The organism is Dyadobacter ginsengisoli DSM 21015 (genome assembly GCF_059568735.1).
The window spans coordinates 363618-381307 of sequence record NZ_JCANTY010000005.1; the positions used below are offsets into that span (position 1 = coordinate 363618).

General features: G+C 50.2%; 17 protein-coding genes. 5 read left to right on the forward strand and 12 right to left on the reverse strand.

Annotation, left to right across the window (positions count from 1 at the left end; genetic code table 11):
* Positions 1–46: 46 nt before the first annotated feature.
* From BP71_RS20015 to BP71_RS20025, 3 genes are all read right to left on the reverse strand, one after another.
* Positions 47–832: an SDR family NAD(P)-dependent oxidoreductase gene (locus BP71_RS20015; protein WP_496382445.1), complete on the reverse strand. Its 786-nt coding sequence runs from the start codon at positions 830–832 to the stop codon at positions 47–49.
* Positions 833–836: 4 nt separating this feature from the next.
* On the reverse strand, positions 837–1697 hold the full coding sequence (locus BP71_RS20020) for an alpha/beta hydrolase (protein WP_496382447.1): 861 nt from the start codon (positions 1695–1697) through the stop codon (positions 837–839).
* A gap of 166 nt (positions 1698–1863) precedes the next feature.
* On the reverse strand, positions 1864–3243 hold the full coding sequence (locus BP71_RS20025) for a Gfo/Idh/MocA family protein (RefSeq protein WP_496382449.1): 1380 nt from the start codon (positions 3241–3243) through the stop codon (positions 1864–1866).
* A gap of 131 nt (positions 3244–3374) precedes the next feature.
* Here BP71_RS20025 and BP71_RS20030 point away from each other — a divergent pair, with 131 nt between their 5' ends.
* Positions 3375–3857: a DinB family protein gene (locus tag BP71_RS20030; protein WP_496382451.1), complete on the forward strand. Its 483-nt coding sequence runs from the start codon at positions 3375–3377 to the stop codon at positions 3855–3857.
* Between the two features lie 49 nt (positions 3858–3906).
* Here the strand turns inward: BP71_RS20030 and BP71_RS20035 are convergent, their stop codons facing one another.
* Positions 3907–4545 (reverse strand): 3-keto-disaccharide hydrolase, encoded by a 639-nt coding sequence (locus BP71_RS20035; protein ID WP_496382453.1) that lies wholly within the window; start codon positions 4543–4545, stop codon positions 3907–3909.
* 237 nt (positions 4546–4782) lie between these two features.
* Here BP71_RS20035 and BP71_RS20040 point away from each other — a divergent pair, with 237 nt between their 5' ends.
* Positions 4783–7182 (forward strand): PAS domain-containing sensor histidine kinase, encoded by a 2400-nt coding sequence (locus BP71_RS20040; RefSeq protein WP_496382455.1) that lies wholly within the window; start codon positions 4783–4785, stop codon positions 7180–7182.
* Between the two features lie 12 nt (positions 7183–7194).
* On the opposite strand, the gene BP71_RS20045 is transcribed toward BP71_RS20040, so the two are convergent.
* A complete protein-coding gene (locus BP71_RS20045) occupies positions 7195–7485 on the reverse strand; it encodes a GNAT family N-acetyltransferase (RefSeq protein ID WP_496382457.1) in 291 nt (96 codons plus the stop codon).
* Positions 7486–7558: 73 nt separating this feature from the next.
* On the opposite strand from BP71_RS20045, the gene BP71_RS20050 reads away from it, so the two are divergent.
* Both BP71_RS20050 and BP71_RS20055 read left to right on the forward strand, forming a co-directional pair.
* Positions 7559–8560: a phosphotransferase enzyme family protein gene (locus BP71_RS20050; protein WP_496382459.1), complete on the forward strand. Its 1002-nt coding sequence runs from the start codon at positions 7559–7561 to the stop codon at positions 8558–8560.
* A gap of 32 nt (positions 8561–8592) precedes the next feature.
* Positions 8593–9111, forward strand: coding sequence for a hypothetical protein (locus tag BP71_RS20055; RefSeq protein ID WP_496382461.1), 519 nt, complete (start codon positions 8593–8595; stop codon positions 9109–9111).
* 30 nt (positions 9112–9141) lie between these two features.
* Here the strand turns inward: BP71_RS20055 and BP71_RS20060 are convergent, their stop codons facing one another.
* On the reverse strand, positions 9142–10059 hold the full coding sequence (locus tag BP71_RS20060; protein WP_496382462.1) for a sugar phosphate isomerase/epimerase family protein: 918 nt from the start codon (positions 10057–10059) through the stop codon (positions 9142–9144).
* Between the two features lie 106 nt (positions 10060–10165).
* Here BP71_RS20060 and BP71_RS20065 point away from each other — a divergent pair, with 106 nt between their 5' ends.
* The gene (locus BP71_RS20065; RefSeq protein WP_496382464.1) at positions 10166–10663 is read left to right on the forward strand and encodes a VOC family protein; all 498 of its coding nucleotides are present in this window, start codon (positions 10166–10168) and stop codon (positions 10661–10663) included.
* Here the strand turns inward: BP71_RS20065 and BP71_RS20070 are convergent, their stop codons facing one another.
* The 6 genes from BP71_RS20070 to BP71_RS20095 form a co-directional block, all read right to left on the reverse strand.
* Positions 10664–11800, reverse strand: coding sequence for a glycoside hydrolase family 5 protein (locus tag BP71_RS20070; protein ID WP_496382466.1), 1137 nt, complete (start codon positions 11798–11800; stop codon positions 10664–10666).
* A gap of 61 nt (positions 11801–11861) precedes the next feature.
* On the reverse strand, positions 11862–13859 hold the full coding sequence (locus BP71_RS20075; protein ID WP_496382468.1) for a M56 family metallopeptidase: 1998 nt from the start codon (positions 13857–13859) through the stop codon (positions 11862–11864).
* 27 nt (positions 13860–13886) lie between these two features.
* Positions 13887–14252: a BlaI/MecI/CopY family transcriptional regulator gene (locus BP71_RS20080; protein ID WP_496382470.1), complete on the reverse strand. Its 366-nt coding sequence runs from the start codon at positions 14250–14252 to the stop codon at positions 13887–13889.
* Between the two features lie 251 nt (positions 14253–14503).
* On the reverse strand, positions 14504–15022 hold the full coding sequence (locus tag BP71_RS20085) for a transposase (protein ID WP_496382472.1): 519 nt from the start codon (positions 15020–15022) through the stop codon (positions 14504–14506).
* Between the two features lie 391 nt (positions 15023–15413).
* Positions 15414–16421 carry a sugar phosphate isomerase/epimerase family protein gene (locus BP71_RS20090; RefSeq protein ID WP_496382474.1) on the reverse strand — a complete coding sequence of 336 codons (1008 nt, stop codon included), beginning with the start codon at positions 16419–16421 and terminating at the stop codon, positions 15414–15416.
* A 29-nt stretch (positions 16422–16450) separates the two neighbouring features.
* Positions 16451–17575, reverse strand: a complete 1125-nt coding sequence (locus BP71_RS20095) for a redoxin domain-containing protein (protein ID WP_496382476.1) — start codon at positions 17573–17575, stop codon at positions 16451–16453.
* Positions 17576–17690 lie beyond the last annotated feature (115 nt).

The following is a 17690-nucleotide window of genomic DNA, read 5'->3' on the forward strand; positions in this document are numbered from 1 at the left end:
ATGCGTATATTGTAAAAGTTATATTTTCGTACCACACAGCACGCAATCAGCGCGCGGTCCAGCCGCCGTCCACCGCCAGGATAGACCCAACCATATAGCTGGCCGCCTCGCTCGCCAGAAATATAGCAGCACCCTGAATCTCACGCAGATGCCCCCATCTTTGCAGTGCGGTAGCACCCAGGATAATGTTACGCGCATCCTCGCTTTCTGCAATCGGTATATTCATTTCAGTCAGGAACGGACCTGGACAGATCGCGTTTACCATGACATTGAAAGGAGCCAATTCGAGCGCCAGGGCCCGGGTCATCTGCACGATCGCACCTTTGCTGGCCGTGTAGGGAGTGCGGTTGGCCAATCCTACCAGCCCGAGCGTGCTGGCCAGGTTAATAATCCGCCCGCTGCGCTGTGCCTTCATACAGGGCGTCACAGCCCGGCAGGCAAGCCAGGTGCCGGTCACATTAACATCCAGCACATGCTTGAAATCCGAAGCTGTAAGCTCGTCGATAGGCCCTCGGATATTGATACCGGCGCTATTGATGAGAATGTCCACCTTGCCAAAACTTTCCAGGGCAAATGCCACCATCGCTTCGGTTTGCTGCTGCACAGTAATATCTGCAGCATACGACATCACCCTGGTCCCGAAGGAAATGCTCAGCTCGGTAGCACTGCGTTCCCCATCCAATGCACTTCTATTCACCAGCAAAATGTCGGCACCGGCAGAAGCAAGCCCCGCCGCCATGGCAAGGCCCAGCCCCTTGGAGCCGCCTGTGACCACTGCTACCTTTCCGGTCAGGTCAAATTGTTTGATACCGGGCAAGACGTCCTGAACCATGACACTAGTACTGATGAAATGCCTGAGATACGAATTCAAGTACATTAGGCAGGGATTGCCGCCAGTAGGTCCATGTGTGCCCGCCTTCCCGCACGCGAAACTCGTGTGGTACTTCTTTTTTCCGCAATGCAATGTGGACAAGGCTGTTCCCTTCGTACAGAAAATCGTCATCGCCGCAATCGATATACCAACGCACGGCCTTCTTCTGGGCATCCGGAATGTTATTAATCAATGCAAGCGCGCTGTGGCGGTTATAATAGGCACTTACGGTAGAATCCGCGATATCCGGATTGTTCCTGAGCAGATTCTTCTTGGCATCTTCCAGGGTAATCGGGCCTGTGGAGGCACTCAAGGGACATGCTGATGAAAACAACTCCGGATGATGCAATGCATACATGAAACTACCACCGCCTCCCATCGAAAGGCCCGCGATGGCGCGAAAACGCTTCTCTCCCTTGATCCTGAACTTCTTTTCGACATAAGGCATCAGTTCTGTAAAAAAGAAGTCTTCATAAGGCCAGTCGCCTTTTACATCATTGAAGTACCCTCTACGGCCGGTATTCGCATCGGGCATCACGATGATCATCGGGGTAGCGGTACCCTCGCGGATGGCCTGGTCAGCAATATGCAGCACTTCTCCGAATTGCACCCAGCCGGTGTGGTCATCGCCGGCACCGTGCAAAAGGTACATCACCGGGTAGCTTCGCTCGGAAGTTGCATAATCGGGTGGCAGGTAAATCGCAAATTTCCTTTCGGATTTAAGCAGTTTGGAAGGAACGGAAAGATTGTCGAGAACCTTGCCGGTTTGGGCAAAGGCAGAAATGGCCGATAGCAGGGCCAGCACGATCGTACAGAAGATCTTCATACCGGTAACTGTTGGATTTTATGAATGACAAGCATTGCCGGGAGCACCGGCGGTTGTTACCTAATAAGAAGCACGGTTACTTGAAATACTTTTCCAACCTCCCCTATTTACCGGAATCCGTCCCAGCCGGTGGACCCAATAGGATCCCCCGCTGGAATGGATTTCATTATTTCTTTTTCATCTTCATCGCAACCGGATCCCAGTGAACGATTTTCCTGCTGAAATAGCTTTCATTGCAGGCCAGTACCGGAGCGGCAGCCCGGAAGCCGAAAACCGGGTCTTCCACCGTACCCAGGCTGCCTTTCTTTACATTCTCGAAGAAATCCCTGAAATGGTTGGCATGCGCATCGTCGTCTTTAGGCGCCTCAAATTTGATCTCTTTAACCGGGTCTGCTTTCCGGGTCTCCTCGGGATATTGTGCGTCATACTGCTTTTTGAACTCCTTTTGTTCGCTCTCGGAGAATGTGTTGTAGCTGTCATATCCGCCGAATCCCGGCGCCTTGGGTAGTTTTTTCTTGGTCAGAACAAGGTTGTTTTCCGTAAACTCGATCTGCCCTTCGGTACCGATAATCCGGGTGTTGTTGGCAATTGCACCCGCATTCGCGAAGTTTACCCGGAGTACCATCTGAAAGTTGGCATGAATGTCGGTCTTGGGATAATCAAGGATCGAAACCAATACATCGGGGACATCGCGCCCGTCTTTCCAGTAACTCAGCTCACCGGATGACATCACCCGTTCCGGCCCCAGGGAATTGGTCACAAAATGGACACCGGTGATGAGGTGGACAAAAAGGTCGCCGCCTACGCCGGTACCGTAGTCCTGGTAATTTCTCCATCTGAAAAACCGCTTGGCATCAAATGCCCTTTTAGGTGCATCCCCCAGGAACGCGTCCCAGTCGACCGTGCTCGTGGAAGCGTCGGTCGGTATGGAGTAGTTCCAGGCCCCGATCGAATTGAAACGGTCATTATTGGATTCGACATAGTTGATCTCCCCTATTTCACCGGCCTGAAACAGCCGTTTCGCTTCCTTAAATGATGCGGAACTAATCCGTTGGCTGCCGATCTGCATCGTTTTCCCTGATTTCTTCCAGGCATCGATCACCGAAAGGCCCTCGTTGATGTGGTGTACCATCGGCTTTTCGCAATATACATGCTTCCCGGCCTGCAACGCCGCTTTGGTAATGTGATCATGCCAATGGTCGGGCGTCACGACGAGGACCGCGTCGATATCCTTTCTTTCCAGTATCTGCCGATGATCGCGGGTGGTGAATATGTCCTTTCCATACAACTCCTTCACCCGCGTCAGGCGCCCATCGTACAGGTCCGCGGCGGCCACGAATTCGACATCCTTTGAACTCCGCAACGCCGCTTTGGTGTCGCTATGCCCCTGGATTCCCATTCCTATGGTAGCGAAGCGGATCTTGTCGTTTGGACTGATTTTTTTCAGGTCTTTGATAATATGAAAAGGCTTTGCAATGCTTTCCGTGGCTAACAGTGCAGATGCTGCTGTTACATTTTTGAGAAAATTCCGTCGATTAGGATTCATTTGCAGTTTTCAAAAGGTTTAAGGTCATGAGTCCCCTAATTTAAACAATTAAGATTTTCTTGCGCCGGTGGATAGAAAATATGTACATTTTGCCGCCTAATTCCTCACTCTACTAATTTAACTAACGTTCCATGCAACCCGACCAGCGAAAAAAACTGATCAACGAACTGACTTCCCTCATCAAAGGGGGAAATGCACATGTCACATTGGAAGAAGCCGTTGCTGGCATCCCCCCGCATTTGCGCACAGTAATCCCCGACAGCCTTCCGTACAGTATCTGGCAACTCCTGGAACACATTCGGATAGCGCAGCAGGATATTGTTGAGTTTTCGGTATCCAAAAACTACAAAAACCTGGCTTGGCCGGACGACTACTGGCCGCAACCTACGGATGCGGTTACCGACGAGCAATGGACCCAAACGATACAGGAGATCAATGAGAAGCAGCAACGATTTTTTGATTTGCTGCAGGATGAAGAAAGAGACCTGTTCAGTCCGCTTTCATGGGGAAGCGGCCAGAACATTGTCCGCGAGGCGATGCTCATCGCCGACCATAATTCTTACCATACCGCCGAGATCGTGGTAGCCCGCAGGCTGCTGAATATCTGGCGATAAAGTAACCAGTCCGGCAACGTCGAGGATACGAGTTGCCGGACTGCAATGATCAAAGCTCTTCTATGTAAATGTCTTTATAAAAGACTTTGGCTTTGCCGCCTCCGTGGATCTGCAGGCCTATCAGCCCTTTTTGAGGTACCGACTTGTCCTGCTCGGTATAATCAACCGTTTTGGTGCCATTCAGGAAAATCTGAATATGACCACCCTGGCTCCGCACCTCATAGTCGTTCCATTCGTTGCGTTTAAGTATTCTTTCGACCAATGCAGGATCCGGTGCAACGAGTGTTTTGTTTCTCCTTGATTCGTCGTAGAGGCTGGCCCAGAATTTGTCCCCGAGATCGGCCTGGTAGCCAATCATCTCGTAAGCCGGTTCCTTCGCGCGCACGCTGTGGAATTGGACGCCGGTATTGATAAAGCCTTCATGGCCTGTCAGCTTGAACTTTACCTTCAGAATAAAATTCGAATAGGTTCTCTGCGTGCAAAGGAACTCGTTATGGGGTACCTGCTCTTCCAGCGATCCACCGGCAATGGCGCCGTTTTCGATCTTCCATGTCTTTACAGTGTCCCCCTCCCAGCCTTTGAACGACCTGCCATCAAACAATGAAACAGGTTTTGCCGGGCCACTTGTTATGAATGCCGTCGATAACGACAAGGCGACGATCGAAAAACAAAAGGATAATCTCAGCATGGCATTGTCCGTTTTGATTGCTTAGTATACTTTTTTTATGATGGGAAAAGCGGTCTGCTGCTGGATTTTACTTTTTCCCGGAGAGCGAAGCCGCATTGGCAATCCAACTTGTACACATTTATCAACGGCATGCAGGCAACAAATAGCCGTCCCATACATTTGGACTAATATCTCTATTTTTACGTGCAATGGCCATCTTGCGCGGACAGGCAAAACTCAGGAAGAATAAAATTGGAAATGATTGACACCCTAAGTGGACGCAAAGATGACCTGCTTGTCGCGATCGAGCGATTTGAACTTGTAGCAAAAGCTACCCATGATGTGATCTGGGATTGGGACCTTACGTTGGGCACCGTCTGGTGGAACGAAGGCATGGAGCAGATTTTCGGCTACAAACCCGAAGAAATTGAAAGCGGCCCCAATTCCTGGTTCGACCGCATCCATCCCGATGATCAGGAGCAGGTCGTTAAAAAGATCTACGCTATTATTGACAAAGGCCAAAGTAACTGGTCGGATTTTTACCGTTTCCAACGTGCGGACGGTTCCTATGCACACGTACATGATCGCGGATATACGATCCAGAGCGAGGGGAAGCCAGTCAGGATGGTCGGCTCGATGATGGACATAACCGAACAACTTCAATCTGACCGCGCCCGGGAGGAAAGTGAAGAAAATCTGAAATTTGCGATGGAGGCGGCTCAGCTGGGCACGTGGAATTTGAATCCGGCCGACAAAACGGCGCGATTTAACGACCGCTGTAAGGAATTGTTCGGATACCCCGACGAATCGGATATGCACTATGATAGCCTGGTGCAGCTTATTCATCCCGACGACAGGGCACGCGTCAGAGAGGCCATCGAAAAAGCACTTGATCCTTCCCTACGGAGTCTCTATGATGTTAAATACCGCGTTATCGGGGCGGGTGACCAGCCATTGCGCTGGCTACACTGTACAGGACAAGCCTATTTCGACCAAGCAGGCACCCCATACCGCTTTTCCGGCATTTCCAGGGAAATTACTTCCGAAATCAGCAACCAGGAGAAAATAGTGTGGGCCGACCAGCAGGCAGCCATGACGATTGAGGGTTCTGGTGCCGGGTCGTTTTTAGTGACTTTGACCACGAATGAGATTGTATACTCACCGACCATGGCCAGGATCATGACGGGTAGTGAAAAGAGTAGCATGGGACGGGACGCCTTCGTGGCTGGCCTCCACCCCGAAGACGTATCGATCAGAGACAAGGCCTACGAACGGGCCGCCGCTAACGGTGAGCTGCGGTATGAAGCCCGGTTTATCTGGCACGATAGTTCCGTCCATTGGGTCCGCGTGCTGGGACGTTATCTGTACGACAGCATGGGTAAAGCGATATCCCTGTCGGGCATCGTCATGGACATTACCGATCGCATCGAATCGGAACAACGGCTCAAAGTAAATGAGGAGCATTTGCGGACGCTCATAGCACAAGCGCCCGTCGCCACCGCATTGTTTGTGGGAAAAGAGATGATCATCGATATTCCGAACGAAGCGATGCTCAAATTGTGGGGCAAGGGTACTTCGATAATCGGGAAACCGTTACGCGAAGCGCTTCCCGAACTGGTAGGCCAGCCATTCCTCAAAATCCTCGACACCATCTATCGTACTGGCGAGCCGTATTCTGAGCAGAATGTACGAGGGGACATCATGATCGATGGCGAGTTACAAACCTTCTACTACGACTACACTTACAAACCACTTAAGAACTCCACGGGAGAAGTGTACGCGATTCTCGATATGGCAGTAAATGTAACAGAGCAGGTTAAGTCCCGTCTGGAACTGGAAAAGAGTGAGGAGCGGTACCGGCAGCTCGCCAATGAACTGGAAAGGCGCGTACAGCAGCGGACCGACGAACTGCACCAGGCCAATGTCGAATTAGTGAATTCCAATAGCAATTTACAGCAATTCGCCTACGCGGCGAGCCACGACATGCAGGAACCGCTCCGCAAAATCCAGTCGTTCGGCTCCCGGTTGCAATCGACCTATGCAGAGCAATTGGACGAGAACGGGAAATACATGCTCAACCGGATTCAGGACGCCTCGAAACGGATGTCGGCCATGATCGACGATCTGCTGGCCTATTCCCGTCTTACCACGCGCGAAGGTGAATTCGGAGAAGTAAGCCTGCCTGATATCGTTACATCAGTTCTGGCCGATCTGGAAATATCGATCCAGGAGCAGCAGACGGATATAATCGTGGAAGAATTGCCGGTCGTGTGGGGAAGCGCCCCGCAAATCACACAGTTGATCCAAAACCTGGTCAGCAATGCCATCAAATACAGGTTGCCCGATCAGCGTTCCGTGATCACCTTGTCACATCGCTCGGTGGAGGAGGCCGAAAAGAACACCCTCCCCAAGCTGTTACCCGAACATCCATACATCCGGCTGGAAGTTGGTGACAATGGCATTGGTTTCGACGAAATATATCTCGACCGAATTTTCCAGATGTTCCAGCGCCTGCACGGGCGCAGTGAATTTTCCGGCTCCGGGATTGGTCTTGCACTATGTAAAAAGGTCGTACAAAACCATCATGGCTACATTACTGCCAAAAGTCAGCCGGGAGAAGGAGCGACATTCATCGTCTATCTGCCGCAACCGCTCTGAGGCCAAAAAAAACTATTTTTTCCAGATATCTGCATAATCATCAGGATGACGACGAAATTGTCCGTGCACGTACTCACATAACGGCAAAACCTGAAGACCCTCCTTTCGTGCATATGCGACCATTGCATCGAGCATCAGACGGGCTAGCCCGCGTCCTTCCATAGCCGGGTCGACCTCGGTGTGGTAAACCGTCAATGTGGTTTCGCTCAGCCCGATCACCATTTCGCCCACCTGTTTTCCGTCTTCTTCGACATAAAAGGCTCCACGGCGGCGGTTATCGAGTTGAAATTTAATCTCTGCCATAAATTTTTGTTTAAAATGCGATACGATCAGGGCAAATATATCTATATTTTTGCCGCCCCAATCGCCTTTCGCCATGAACGTCTTTCCTGTTTCTAATTCCAATCTTTCGCCGGCCCACTTAGGTCTTTTTGTTCAAAAGCATTACTTCCCGGAGCAATCGGTTGAATGCCGGATACTGAAAACAGGGATCAGCGACACTTACCTGATCACCGCACCGGCGAAACGTTACATTTTCCGCGTTTATAGTTTCCAGTGGCGCACACCCACCGAGATTTCCGAGGAACTGCGGTTGCTGGGTTACCTTCGGGGCAATGGCATTCCGGTTTCCTATGCAATTCCGGATGTAGCCAATACACTCATCCACTCCTTTTCCGCGCCGGAAGGCGAGCGTTTTGGTGTATTATTCTCTTTCGCAGAAGGTCAAAAAGTGCTCAATTTCGATTCAGAAACGCATTTTCGCGTGGGAAAGCTCATGGCGGAAATGCATTCACTGACCAGGGATTTCGGATTGCAACGCATTACTTACACGGAAAAAGAACTATTGATCGACTCGCTTGAGCAATTAAGCAGGTTTCTGCCGGACGATACCGAGGAAATGCAATACATGAAGTCAATACGCGAATATCTGGTGGCCGAGTTGCAAAATGCTGATCAAAGCCTGCTGCGGAAAGGCGCCGTGCACCTCGACCTTTGGTTCGACAACATGAATGTTACCCCGGAAGGTGACATTACTTTCTTTGATTTCGACTTTTGCGGAAATGGGTGGCTTTGCCTGGATATGGCCTATTATATGCTGCAAATCCATTCGACAGAAAAAGACGATGACGAACGCGAACATAAAACCGACCGGTTTATGCGAGGCTACGAATCTGTTACGCCCGTAAGCGCCGAAGAAAAGCGGCTCATCCCAATGCTGGGAATCTGCCTGTATTTCTTCTATTTGGGGATACAGTCTCAGCGATACGACAACTGGTCCAATGTTTTTCTGAATGAGATCTATCTGAAAAGGTTCATTAACCTTTTACTCAAAAAATACTTTGATTATCACCGACTTGGCGCGAAGGAAATTTCATAATTGCTTACTTGCGGCACATTGTAAGCAATTGTATGATATTAAAAGTACTTTTTCCGCTGCTGTTCATCGCCGGATTGTGGTTTCTGATCCGCAGCATCAGTCGGATAGTCGAAATTTACGCGAGCAAGAAAACCGCACTACCACTCGACCGTCCGTTGCCTGAATTCTATCTTTCAGAACCCGGCGACTATGAAATCGCCTACCGTCGTCCCGCCTTTCTAGGCATAATGCCCACGAAAGTGATTTATAAACTTTCATCCCTGTCCGACGGGAAACATTTTCAAGCGGCTAATGTCATTAACCATCTGGGATCCAGAAAGGACATGACAGGCAGCCGGATTGTGCCGGTCGCGGAGTTCAGCATCGAACGAGCCGGTGCTTATCTGCTAACCGTCGAACAGCTTCCCGAAATCAGGAAGGGTGATGGTTTGATCATCATGAAAAAGACAGGCTCAAAAGGCTTTCTGATGATATTTGTCATTCTGGCCTCTGCCATTGTCACTATTGGCGGGCTGGTACTGAGTGTTCTGGCATTTACAGGCAGGCTATAAAAAAGGCCGGTTTTACACCGGCCCACGATGTTAAGCTGCCCCTTCCACGATTTTTTTCATCTTAGAAAGGCTCGTTTTAGCGACCTGCAGCGCATCCTGTGCCCAGTAATCTTTATTGAAAACTTCAAATGACAGAATAATGGGTTTGTCAGGGTTTTTGAGGCTTTGGATCACATTTTTCCACGGGGCAATTCCATCGCCCACATACACGCGATCCGCGTCGGTAATGGTCTCGCGCGGCGGTGTTTTGGGATAATCGTTCACGTGGAAAATCTCGATCAATGGCTTGCCCACGTCTTTAATAGCATCCATTCCCGAGCCGCCTTTGTGCAAATGGTAGACATCCATGAGCAAGCGGGCCGACGGGTGCCCCGATTCGACGGCTACATATAATATCTCTCCTACGCGGCTAAGGTTTTTAGAAAAACCCCAGAGTTCCAGATGCGGCACCACACCGGTTTTATCTCCCAGTTCGAGAATCGCCCGGTAACGTTCAGCCACTTTTGCCAGATCTAACGCCGCTCCGGTGGTCGCGCCCATGGGCGGGGCGGCTATGCGCGGGCAACCGATACCTGCCAGTTGTTCCATCTCTCCTTTCAGCTGGTCCAATGCTTTTGCACGGGCTGCTTCATCATCCACAATCCAGGTTGCAAAACCGATCGCATCCTCTACTTTCAATCCGAGGTCACCGATAATGCGTTTGGCTTCCTGTAATGTGCCTCCGCCTTTGAGATAATCCTGCAATGTGCTGATCCAGATTTCCACCGAACCATAACCGGCCTTCGCGGCCACTTCCAGCTCCTTGCGGAAGCCGAGTTTCTGGCCACGCAGAGTGCTCATATTGAGGGAATAGATAAATGGCTGGACTTTGGCTTTGGCGGCTTCGGCAGGAGCAATGCCTGCTGCACTTACGGCAGCGATCGAGGATAATGCTTCTCGGCGGTTCATTAATGCGTTCTGAATAGTTAACTGATTTAGAGGTAAAGCCGCTTTCCGGAATTTTTTACCGCAAATCCATGTAAATTGATTGTTACATTAAGCCATCACACCTCCCATGGAACCAGACAACTATACCATGCCCGCGCAAACCCGCATCGGTCACGTTCACCTCAAAGTAGCCGACCTGGACCGTGCCGTGGACTTTTACTGTGGCCTGCTCGGCTTCGAAATCACGACCCGCTACGGCACCCAGGCTGTATTCATTTCCGCAGGGGGTTACCACCACCACATCGGTCTGAACACCTGGTATAGCAAGGGCGCCCCGCCAGCATCTCCGCACGGCGTCGGCCTTTTTCACACGGCAATCCTTTACCCGACCCGGAAAGATCTGGCTGTTGCGTTAAATCGCCTAATCAAAGCAGGCTACCCCCTTAGCGGAGCCAGCGACCACGGCGTTTCGGAAGCATTATACCTCAACGACCCGGACGGCAACGGCGTAGAGCTTTACTGGGACCGCCCGCAGGACCAATGGGAATACTTACCGGACGGCTCTATTGAGATGTATACGAAGAGCTTGAATATCCCCGGATTGCTGAATGAGTTGAATAAATAATCAATACTTCATCAACAAAGTCAGCAGCTTCCGGTCCAACTTATGCCCGTGCCAGTCTTCATAGGCAACATCATCTCGGCGGGAATCGAGCACGCCGAAATCGCCAGCGAATTCCCAAAGCGAGAAGCCGATGCCGTTCGATGAAAGGATGTCGAGCACGTCATTGAACCAGGCCAGGAAGACTGCGTGCGGTGTTTTGTTCCAGCAGCCGCATTCGCCGCAATGCACGCCCACGCCCTTGTTGACGAGGTCAATCCACGGCTTATAAAACTTTTCGAGCATTGCGCGACTGAGATATTGGTCACCAACTTGTCCCGGCCATTTGGGCTCGGGCGCATTGTCGGGGTCTTTCATCGCCCACGGCGCTTTGTAATGCGAAATTATGCCGGGATGATAACCACGGCAGCTTTGCGCGATATCCAGGTCGGCCAGTTCCGGGATCACGGATGTTCCCACATCATTGCCGTCCGCGATGATCAAATGGCCGGGATTCTCTTTCCTGATCGCTTCGGAAGCAGCGATGGCCACTTTGCGGTAAACGTCACCGGGGACCGATGAGCGTTTGGAATGCTGGTCGTTCATATCGGCCCGCATACTGGGCTCATTGAGCAGATCGAAGCTGATCTTTTTGGACGAAGTACTTTTATATCTTTTAGCCCACATATTCCAGTGAAAACAGAATGCATCGAGCGCTTTTTGGTCGGTCCAGAGATTATAGGGCTCGTTGAAACCGGCATTGACGCAATAGCCCGGCGCCCGGTGGAGGTTGAGGCTTACGTGAATGTTGTTTTGATGGGCAGCAGCGACGAGCTTTTCAATCCGCTCGACAGCCTGCTCGTCGATCTGATAGACCTCTTCGGGTGTAATGTTCCGGCTGCGGTCGAATTTCACATAAGCGGGATAGGCCATTGGAATCCGGACGAAATCGAACCCCCAGTCGCTCATCCATTTGAACTGTTCCTCGGTCGTTGCTTTCCGGCCTTTGGCGGGATCGGGCGAAAAAAAGTCGAGGAGGTTAAACCCCTTCCATTTAGGCAACTTGTTTTGCGCTACCTGTGCGGACGAAGCAAAACCGGGAACCATTGCGGCCCCGGCTGCTGCCATTCCTGTATTTTTGATGAATGTCCTGCGATGCATTGTGGTTCAGGCGTTATCGTTGTAACTGCCTATTAAACACGGCTGCACCGCAGTTTTACTGCTAATCTTCGCGCGAACGCATGATTCCTGTTTTGATATGACCAGTTTGGTTACGGTAGTTGTACATCAACTCAAACTTCTTGTCCCCTAACTCTTTGATGTACTTCGCTTTCAATTTCTGGTGTAAACCGGCAGATTGTTTTACTCCGTTGACAATCAAATCCTCATCCGACAACTTGTATGACAAGTTCTCCTTGTCTTTCACCAAACCCTCACTGGTGAGCTCATTAATAATACCTTCCTGAATTTTTATGTAAACTTCCCTTTCCTTCTCCGCAATCGCACGTTGCTCTTCGGCTTTTTTACGATGTACCTCCGCTTCTGCTCTGAACCCATCCGCTTGCTTACGCTGTTTTTCGGCATCCAGTCGCATCACATCGGCCTGCTTCCGCATATCTTCTGCAGATGCACGGTACTTGTCTGCCTCTATCCGTAATTCGTCCGCTTCCTCCCGATTTTTGTTCGAATTAACCCGTATTTCGTTGGCCCGCTCCCGTTGCTTTTCAGCATCCAGTCGCATTACATTAGCCGCTTCCCGCTGCTTTTCCGCTTCCTTGCGCTGGACATCTGCTATTTTACGCATTTCTTCGGCCTTTTCACGCTCCTTTTCCGCGCGCTCATGCTGCACTTTCACCTCTTTCATGATCTCGTCGATCTCCGGCTGGTATTGAGCATATTCAGTTTGAGGGATTTCCCGGTCATCGATCCAAAGCGAAACCATTTTACCATTTCGCTGGACAATTTCGTAGTGCTTGTTATTACGTGTAAGGCTATACGTACTGATCCCTTCCCGCGCCGAATACACGTTTGCGGAGTGGATTTCCATGTCAGCCGGCTTCACTTTCTTCTTTGGAAGCGTATCTGGCTCGGAGACCATTGCCTCGTGTTTTTTCGGCAAGACGATGGTTTTAATGGCTTGATTTTCGCGCGGGGCAGGTACTGACCGGGGTTTCGCAGGCTTCTCCGGCGCGGTGGCAGCCGACAGCGTAATAGCCGCTGCCAGACTGAATGTTACAAATAGTTTTTCCATGGCATCAAGTGGTTTATTATTGTTATTGACAATGCGTTTGATTCTATCCAGCAAATGGTTGCGCTTTTTGGAAAAAGCCATTTCAAATGCAGGTCTCGACTGGTTGTACTCCTGGAACGAGACGAGGGCATGAATAAAAGAAGTTTTGTTCTGCATGACGCTGATAGCCATGTCGTCGCAACAATGCTCGCGCTCCTCGCGGATTAATTTCGAAATCCACAAAATTGCGGGATTGAAGAAGAACACATTTTCACAGAAGATCTGCAAGAGATTAACGAGGTAATCGCGCCGGCGAATATGCGCCAGTTCGTGCAACAAGATCGCCTCCACCTGCCCCGCCGGCAGATTGGCCAGCATACCCAGCGGCACCAGCACCACCGGTTTCAAAAATCCGATGACCATCGGCACCGTCGCCTGCGCGGATTCGTAAAGATCAATTTCCTGTTTAACGTGCATTTTTTCGGCCAGCTCGTAGAAACGAACGACCCACCGCATTTCCGGCGTAAACACGGCTTTCGCGATCTTGTTCAAATAAACCAGTCCTGTTACAGCTTGCAGGGATTTCCAGGCAAAAACCACAAACCAAACCGTTACAATGATCTGGGCATGTTCACTGAAAAAACCGATCATGCTGGCTATCCAGTCCGTTTGCATGACCATTTGCGTCGCATGATCCGCATTCTGCAATACCGCCGGCGCGATCCCAGTAAAAACGACCATTGTCCCGGACGGCCCGTCCGATCCCTCAATCGTCAACAGGAACGTCAGCACCGCTCCGGAAACGAAAAGCAGCATCACCAAGGCAAGCAGGTTGTAGCGCAAAACCGGTTTGCTTTTCCGCGTGGAAACCAGGATACTCCCTGCCAGAATAGCGGCAATGAGTCCCTGCCAAAGCGAATGCACGAGGGTAAGGCACAACGCCTCGATCCATTGATGCGCAGCGGGCTGATCGATGATGTTCCAATTCATGGCTAACGGATATATACAGTTTGATAACTACTGATCCAGTTTTTTCAAAAAATTCCTGATCTCGCTAAGCTCTTCGGCAGATGTATTTTTATTCCCAAAAAGCTGCATCACCAGACTCGTCGCAGAACCTTTGTACATCGAATCCACAAAGCGCCCAAGCAATGCCGACTTGGTCTTATCCTCCGGTTCGGCCGGGCTGTAAATGTGCTTCATACTGCTCTCATCGCGGATCACAATTCCCTTTTCGGCCATGATCTGCATCAGCTTCAACGTCGACGAATACTGCACCGCCCGCTTCTCTTCATTCAGCTTATCGTTCACAAACCGCACCGTCGACGGCCCATGTTCCCAAAGTACTTGCAGTATTTCCAGTTCTGATTTTGTAGGTTCCATTGGTATGCTTTTCAATCAACATTTCAAAGGTAGGAAAAATTTCGTACGAAAAAATTTTTAGCGAAGAATTTTTAGATTGGTTTACATAAACCAGCGGGAACCGAGGGTACGACACCGTAGACGCTAGGTTGATATTGTTCAAACTTCGCCATTGTTGGTGTTATCACCAACACCCCGAAACGATTGTTGGTGATAACACCAACAATGGCGATTGGCGATTATGGTGAGACTGGAGTAGGGAACGCGTAATGCTAATCCATATAATGAGACAGGAACCCAAAATCATCTCCCCGTCCATCGTAGAACCGGCAGGAACTGTATTTATATCCGGCTTCATCTTCCGAGAGCTTCCAACCTTTCTGAACAGGGTTTCGATGAATATAATGAAGTTTCTGAAGTAGAACCTTTTCGGAAAACAGATCAATACTAAGTGCATTGCGCTCCCAGAATTGATAACGCCGGTCCTTTGCATTTACTTCAAATTCCCTCAATTTCGCCGGATTATTCGCAAGAAGGTGAAACTTGATCTGCTGTGCCGTGTACTTTAAAAAGTCTCGCTGCACGTCAGCCCGGGCTCTGTCCCTATTGATCCTCCAAATTAAATGCAGGTTATTTGGCATGATCACGAACCCGTGAATCCTGGCTCGATTGTCGTCAACCAGGAATTTCATGCTTTGCAAAACAATGTCCTTATACCGGTCTTCCTGTAACAAGGGCTTCCACCAAAGGATTGTCACTGTAAAAAACTGAATGTAGTGTGTTTCCATCATGTCTCATAGATTTTCGATTTCTATTGAGACGCTGTTTTGTGAATTCGGTAACAGGTTAGATGGAAAACTATTTGCAATGCAAGGGACTTCGGTACGGTATGTGACTCCTTCATCGCTGCTGCTTCCCACCTTTGTTGGTGTTATCACCAACAATTCCCGTCATTACTGGTGTTCCCCGCCGCAGTTGTTATCATCAGTACTAACATGAGGCTTTTTCAGCCTTCGTATGTATTATGGCCAAGAACAGCAGACTGCTTGTAGTGAGATCACTAACGGAGACGCTAAGGTTGTTGGTGAAAACACCAACAAAGGCCAGGAGGCATGGGTCAAAGGCAGGAAGTGGACATGGCATAGGTTGTTGGTGATAACACCAGCAACCCGAACAGTACCATTACGCGCCCAGCGCCTTCCGTGCGAACTCCACGCATTTGGCCGTTTCCTTCAAAGCATCCGAACCAGCCGGGATCTCGTATTCCAGCTCGATCGTTGCGGGGAATTTGTATTTCTTGGCACGCATCATTTCGAGAACGGCCACAATAGGCGTATCGCCCTGGCCCCAGACTACGTTGGCACCGCCGTGCTCTTTGTTTTTACGGTCTTTTACATGCATGCTCACGATATGGTCATGCTTCGCTTCGAGTAATGGGAACGGATCGAAGCCCGCAGCCACGTAATGCCCCATATCGAAGTTCATTGCATTGTATTTCGACTGGCTCAATGCAGTATCCCACCAGGTCGGCGTCTGCTGCGTGTGGCCATGGTAACCGCAATACACCTTGTTTTTGGCGGCAATATCGCCGAGGCGTTTCGTTTGTGCGGGATCGTTTGGAAGTTCCACGTTCGCCTGGTTAGCGCCCAGTGCCTTGGCGGCACGGAATGCGTAATCTACCTCCGCATCGGTACTGTTGGCATTTAATGCATTGGGTTTGAAACCGTAAATGCTCACCCCGGCATCATTATACATTTTGCGCAGTTGCGCAAACTTATCCATCGACACCTTCGCGCGCCATTCCGCCATTTTCGCTCCATACTCTTTCTGAGCCGCTTTTTGCTCGTCAGTCATTTCGGGGCGCTTGCCGTCCGGGCCGGGCGTCATGCTGGGGCGCGGCGGCGCTTCGGGTGCGCCTGCGAACGATTCGCCAGTAGGGCCCATTAATTCGATCGCGCTGATATTGGTTTCAATGCAGTATTTCAAAATATCTTCCGCACTACCCGGCAGGCTTCTCCACGAGTAGGTAATGGCTCCCACCTGTACACCGTTGAATAGCGAGTTGGGTTTGCCGAGTTTCTTAATGTAAGCCGGCGCGCCGAAAATGGGTGTCCGCGCCATCACGAAACCCGCAGCCGCCAGGGCCGAAGCGCCCAGGAACCGGCGTCTTGAAAAGTCTTGGTCTTCCATAAAGTCAGGTTGAAATGTTTAAATATCGATTAGTAGTACCTACCGACATACTTGTTCTCGACAATAAGCTTCTTCATTTTCGCAGGGTCGATCGGCCCTTGTTGCGAATAGACGATCTTCCCGCCCGGTTCCACAAGTATGGTATACGGTAAAGCGCCCTGCCACTTCGGATCTACCGCTTCGATGAGCTTGTATTTGTCTTCCACATTGAAAATGTAGTTTTTATTGGAAGCAAATTTGCCTTGCAGGAATTTCAATGCCTTGTCTTTTTTGTCGGGATTATCGGCGCTGATCGAGATAAATTCAAAATCCCGACGGCGGTACATGTGGTGCATGACCATAAAATCCGGGAACTCCGTCACACACGGCCCGCACCAGGTTGCCCACACATTAATGAGCCGCAGCTTATCCGATTTATTCTGGATCAACTCTTTCAAGCCGGCTTCATCGATGGTTTCCAATGTCACCGGCTCCTTGGCCCAGGCGGTTTGTTCTTTCTTTACATTATCTTCTTTCGCCGCCCATTTCATCGAACAGCCGAAGGTTTTGGTAGCAGGCACGGGAACCGGTTTTCCTGCCAGCATTGCTTCAATGGCATTCCGCGCGTCGATGTTCTTGGGTATACCCGTGGGCTTTTCCACATCGTCGATGCGGCCATTGTAGGCCAGTTTTCGCGCCTTATCAAAAATAAAAATATGCGGTGTAGCCACCGGCCCGTAAGCCACCGCGATCTTCTGATCATCACCATCGTAGAGGTAAGGGTAGTTATAGGCCATATCCTTCGCCCTGAGCTTCATTTCGTCATAGGTGTCGCTCATATCCGTATAACCCAGCTCGTCGAGCAGGATCGCTTTCGGGTCGTTGGAAGAAATCGCCACGACAGCCACTTTTTTGGCCTTGTAATCTGCGGTCAGCTTCTTAATGCGTTCTTCGTACGCCTGTGCCGTGGGACAATGGTTGCAGGTGAAAACAATCGCAAGAATGTCGGCATTGGCGAAACTTTTCAGAGAATAGCGCTTGCCATCGACTCCCAGCAGATTAAAATCCGGCGCCGCCGCACCGATCTCCAAAGTTTTCGGCTGGTCGGCCGCGAACGAACCAAATGCAGTGATACACAATGCAATAGCAAAAATCAATGTAAGAAATGCGCGCATAGCCCTGGTTTTTGGTTGAGTTATCAATTTAAACCAAAAGCGGCCACGTTGCTATAAAATACTGGTTTTGTACTACGGATTTTTGCTCATTAAAAAGGGAGGAAGGAAGAAGGGG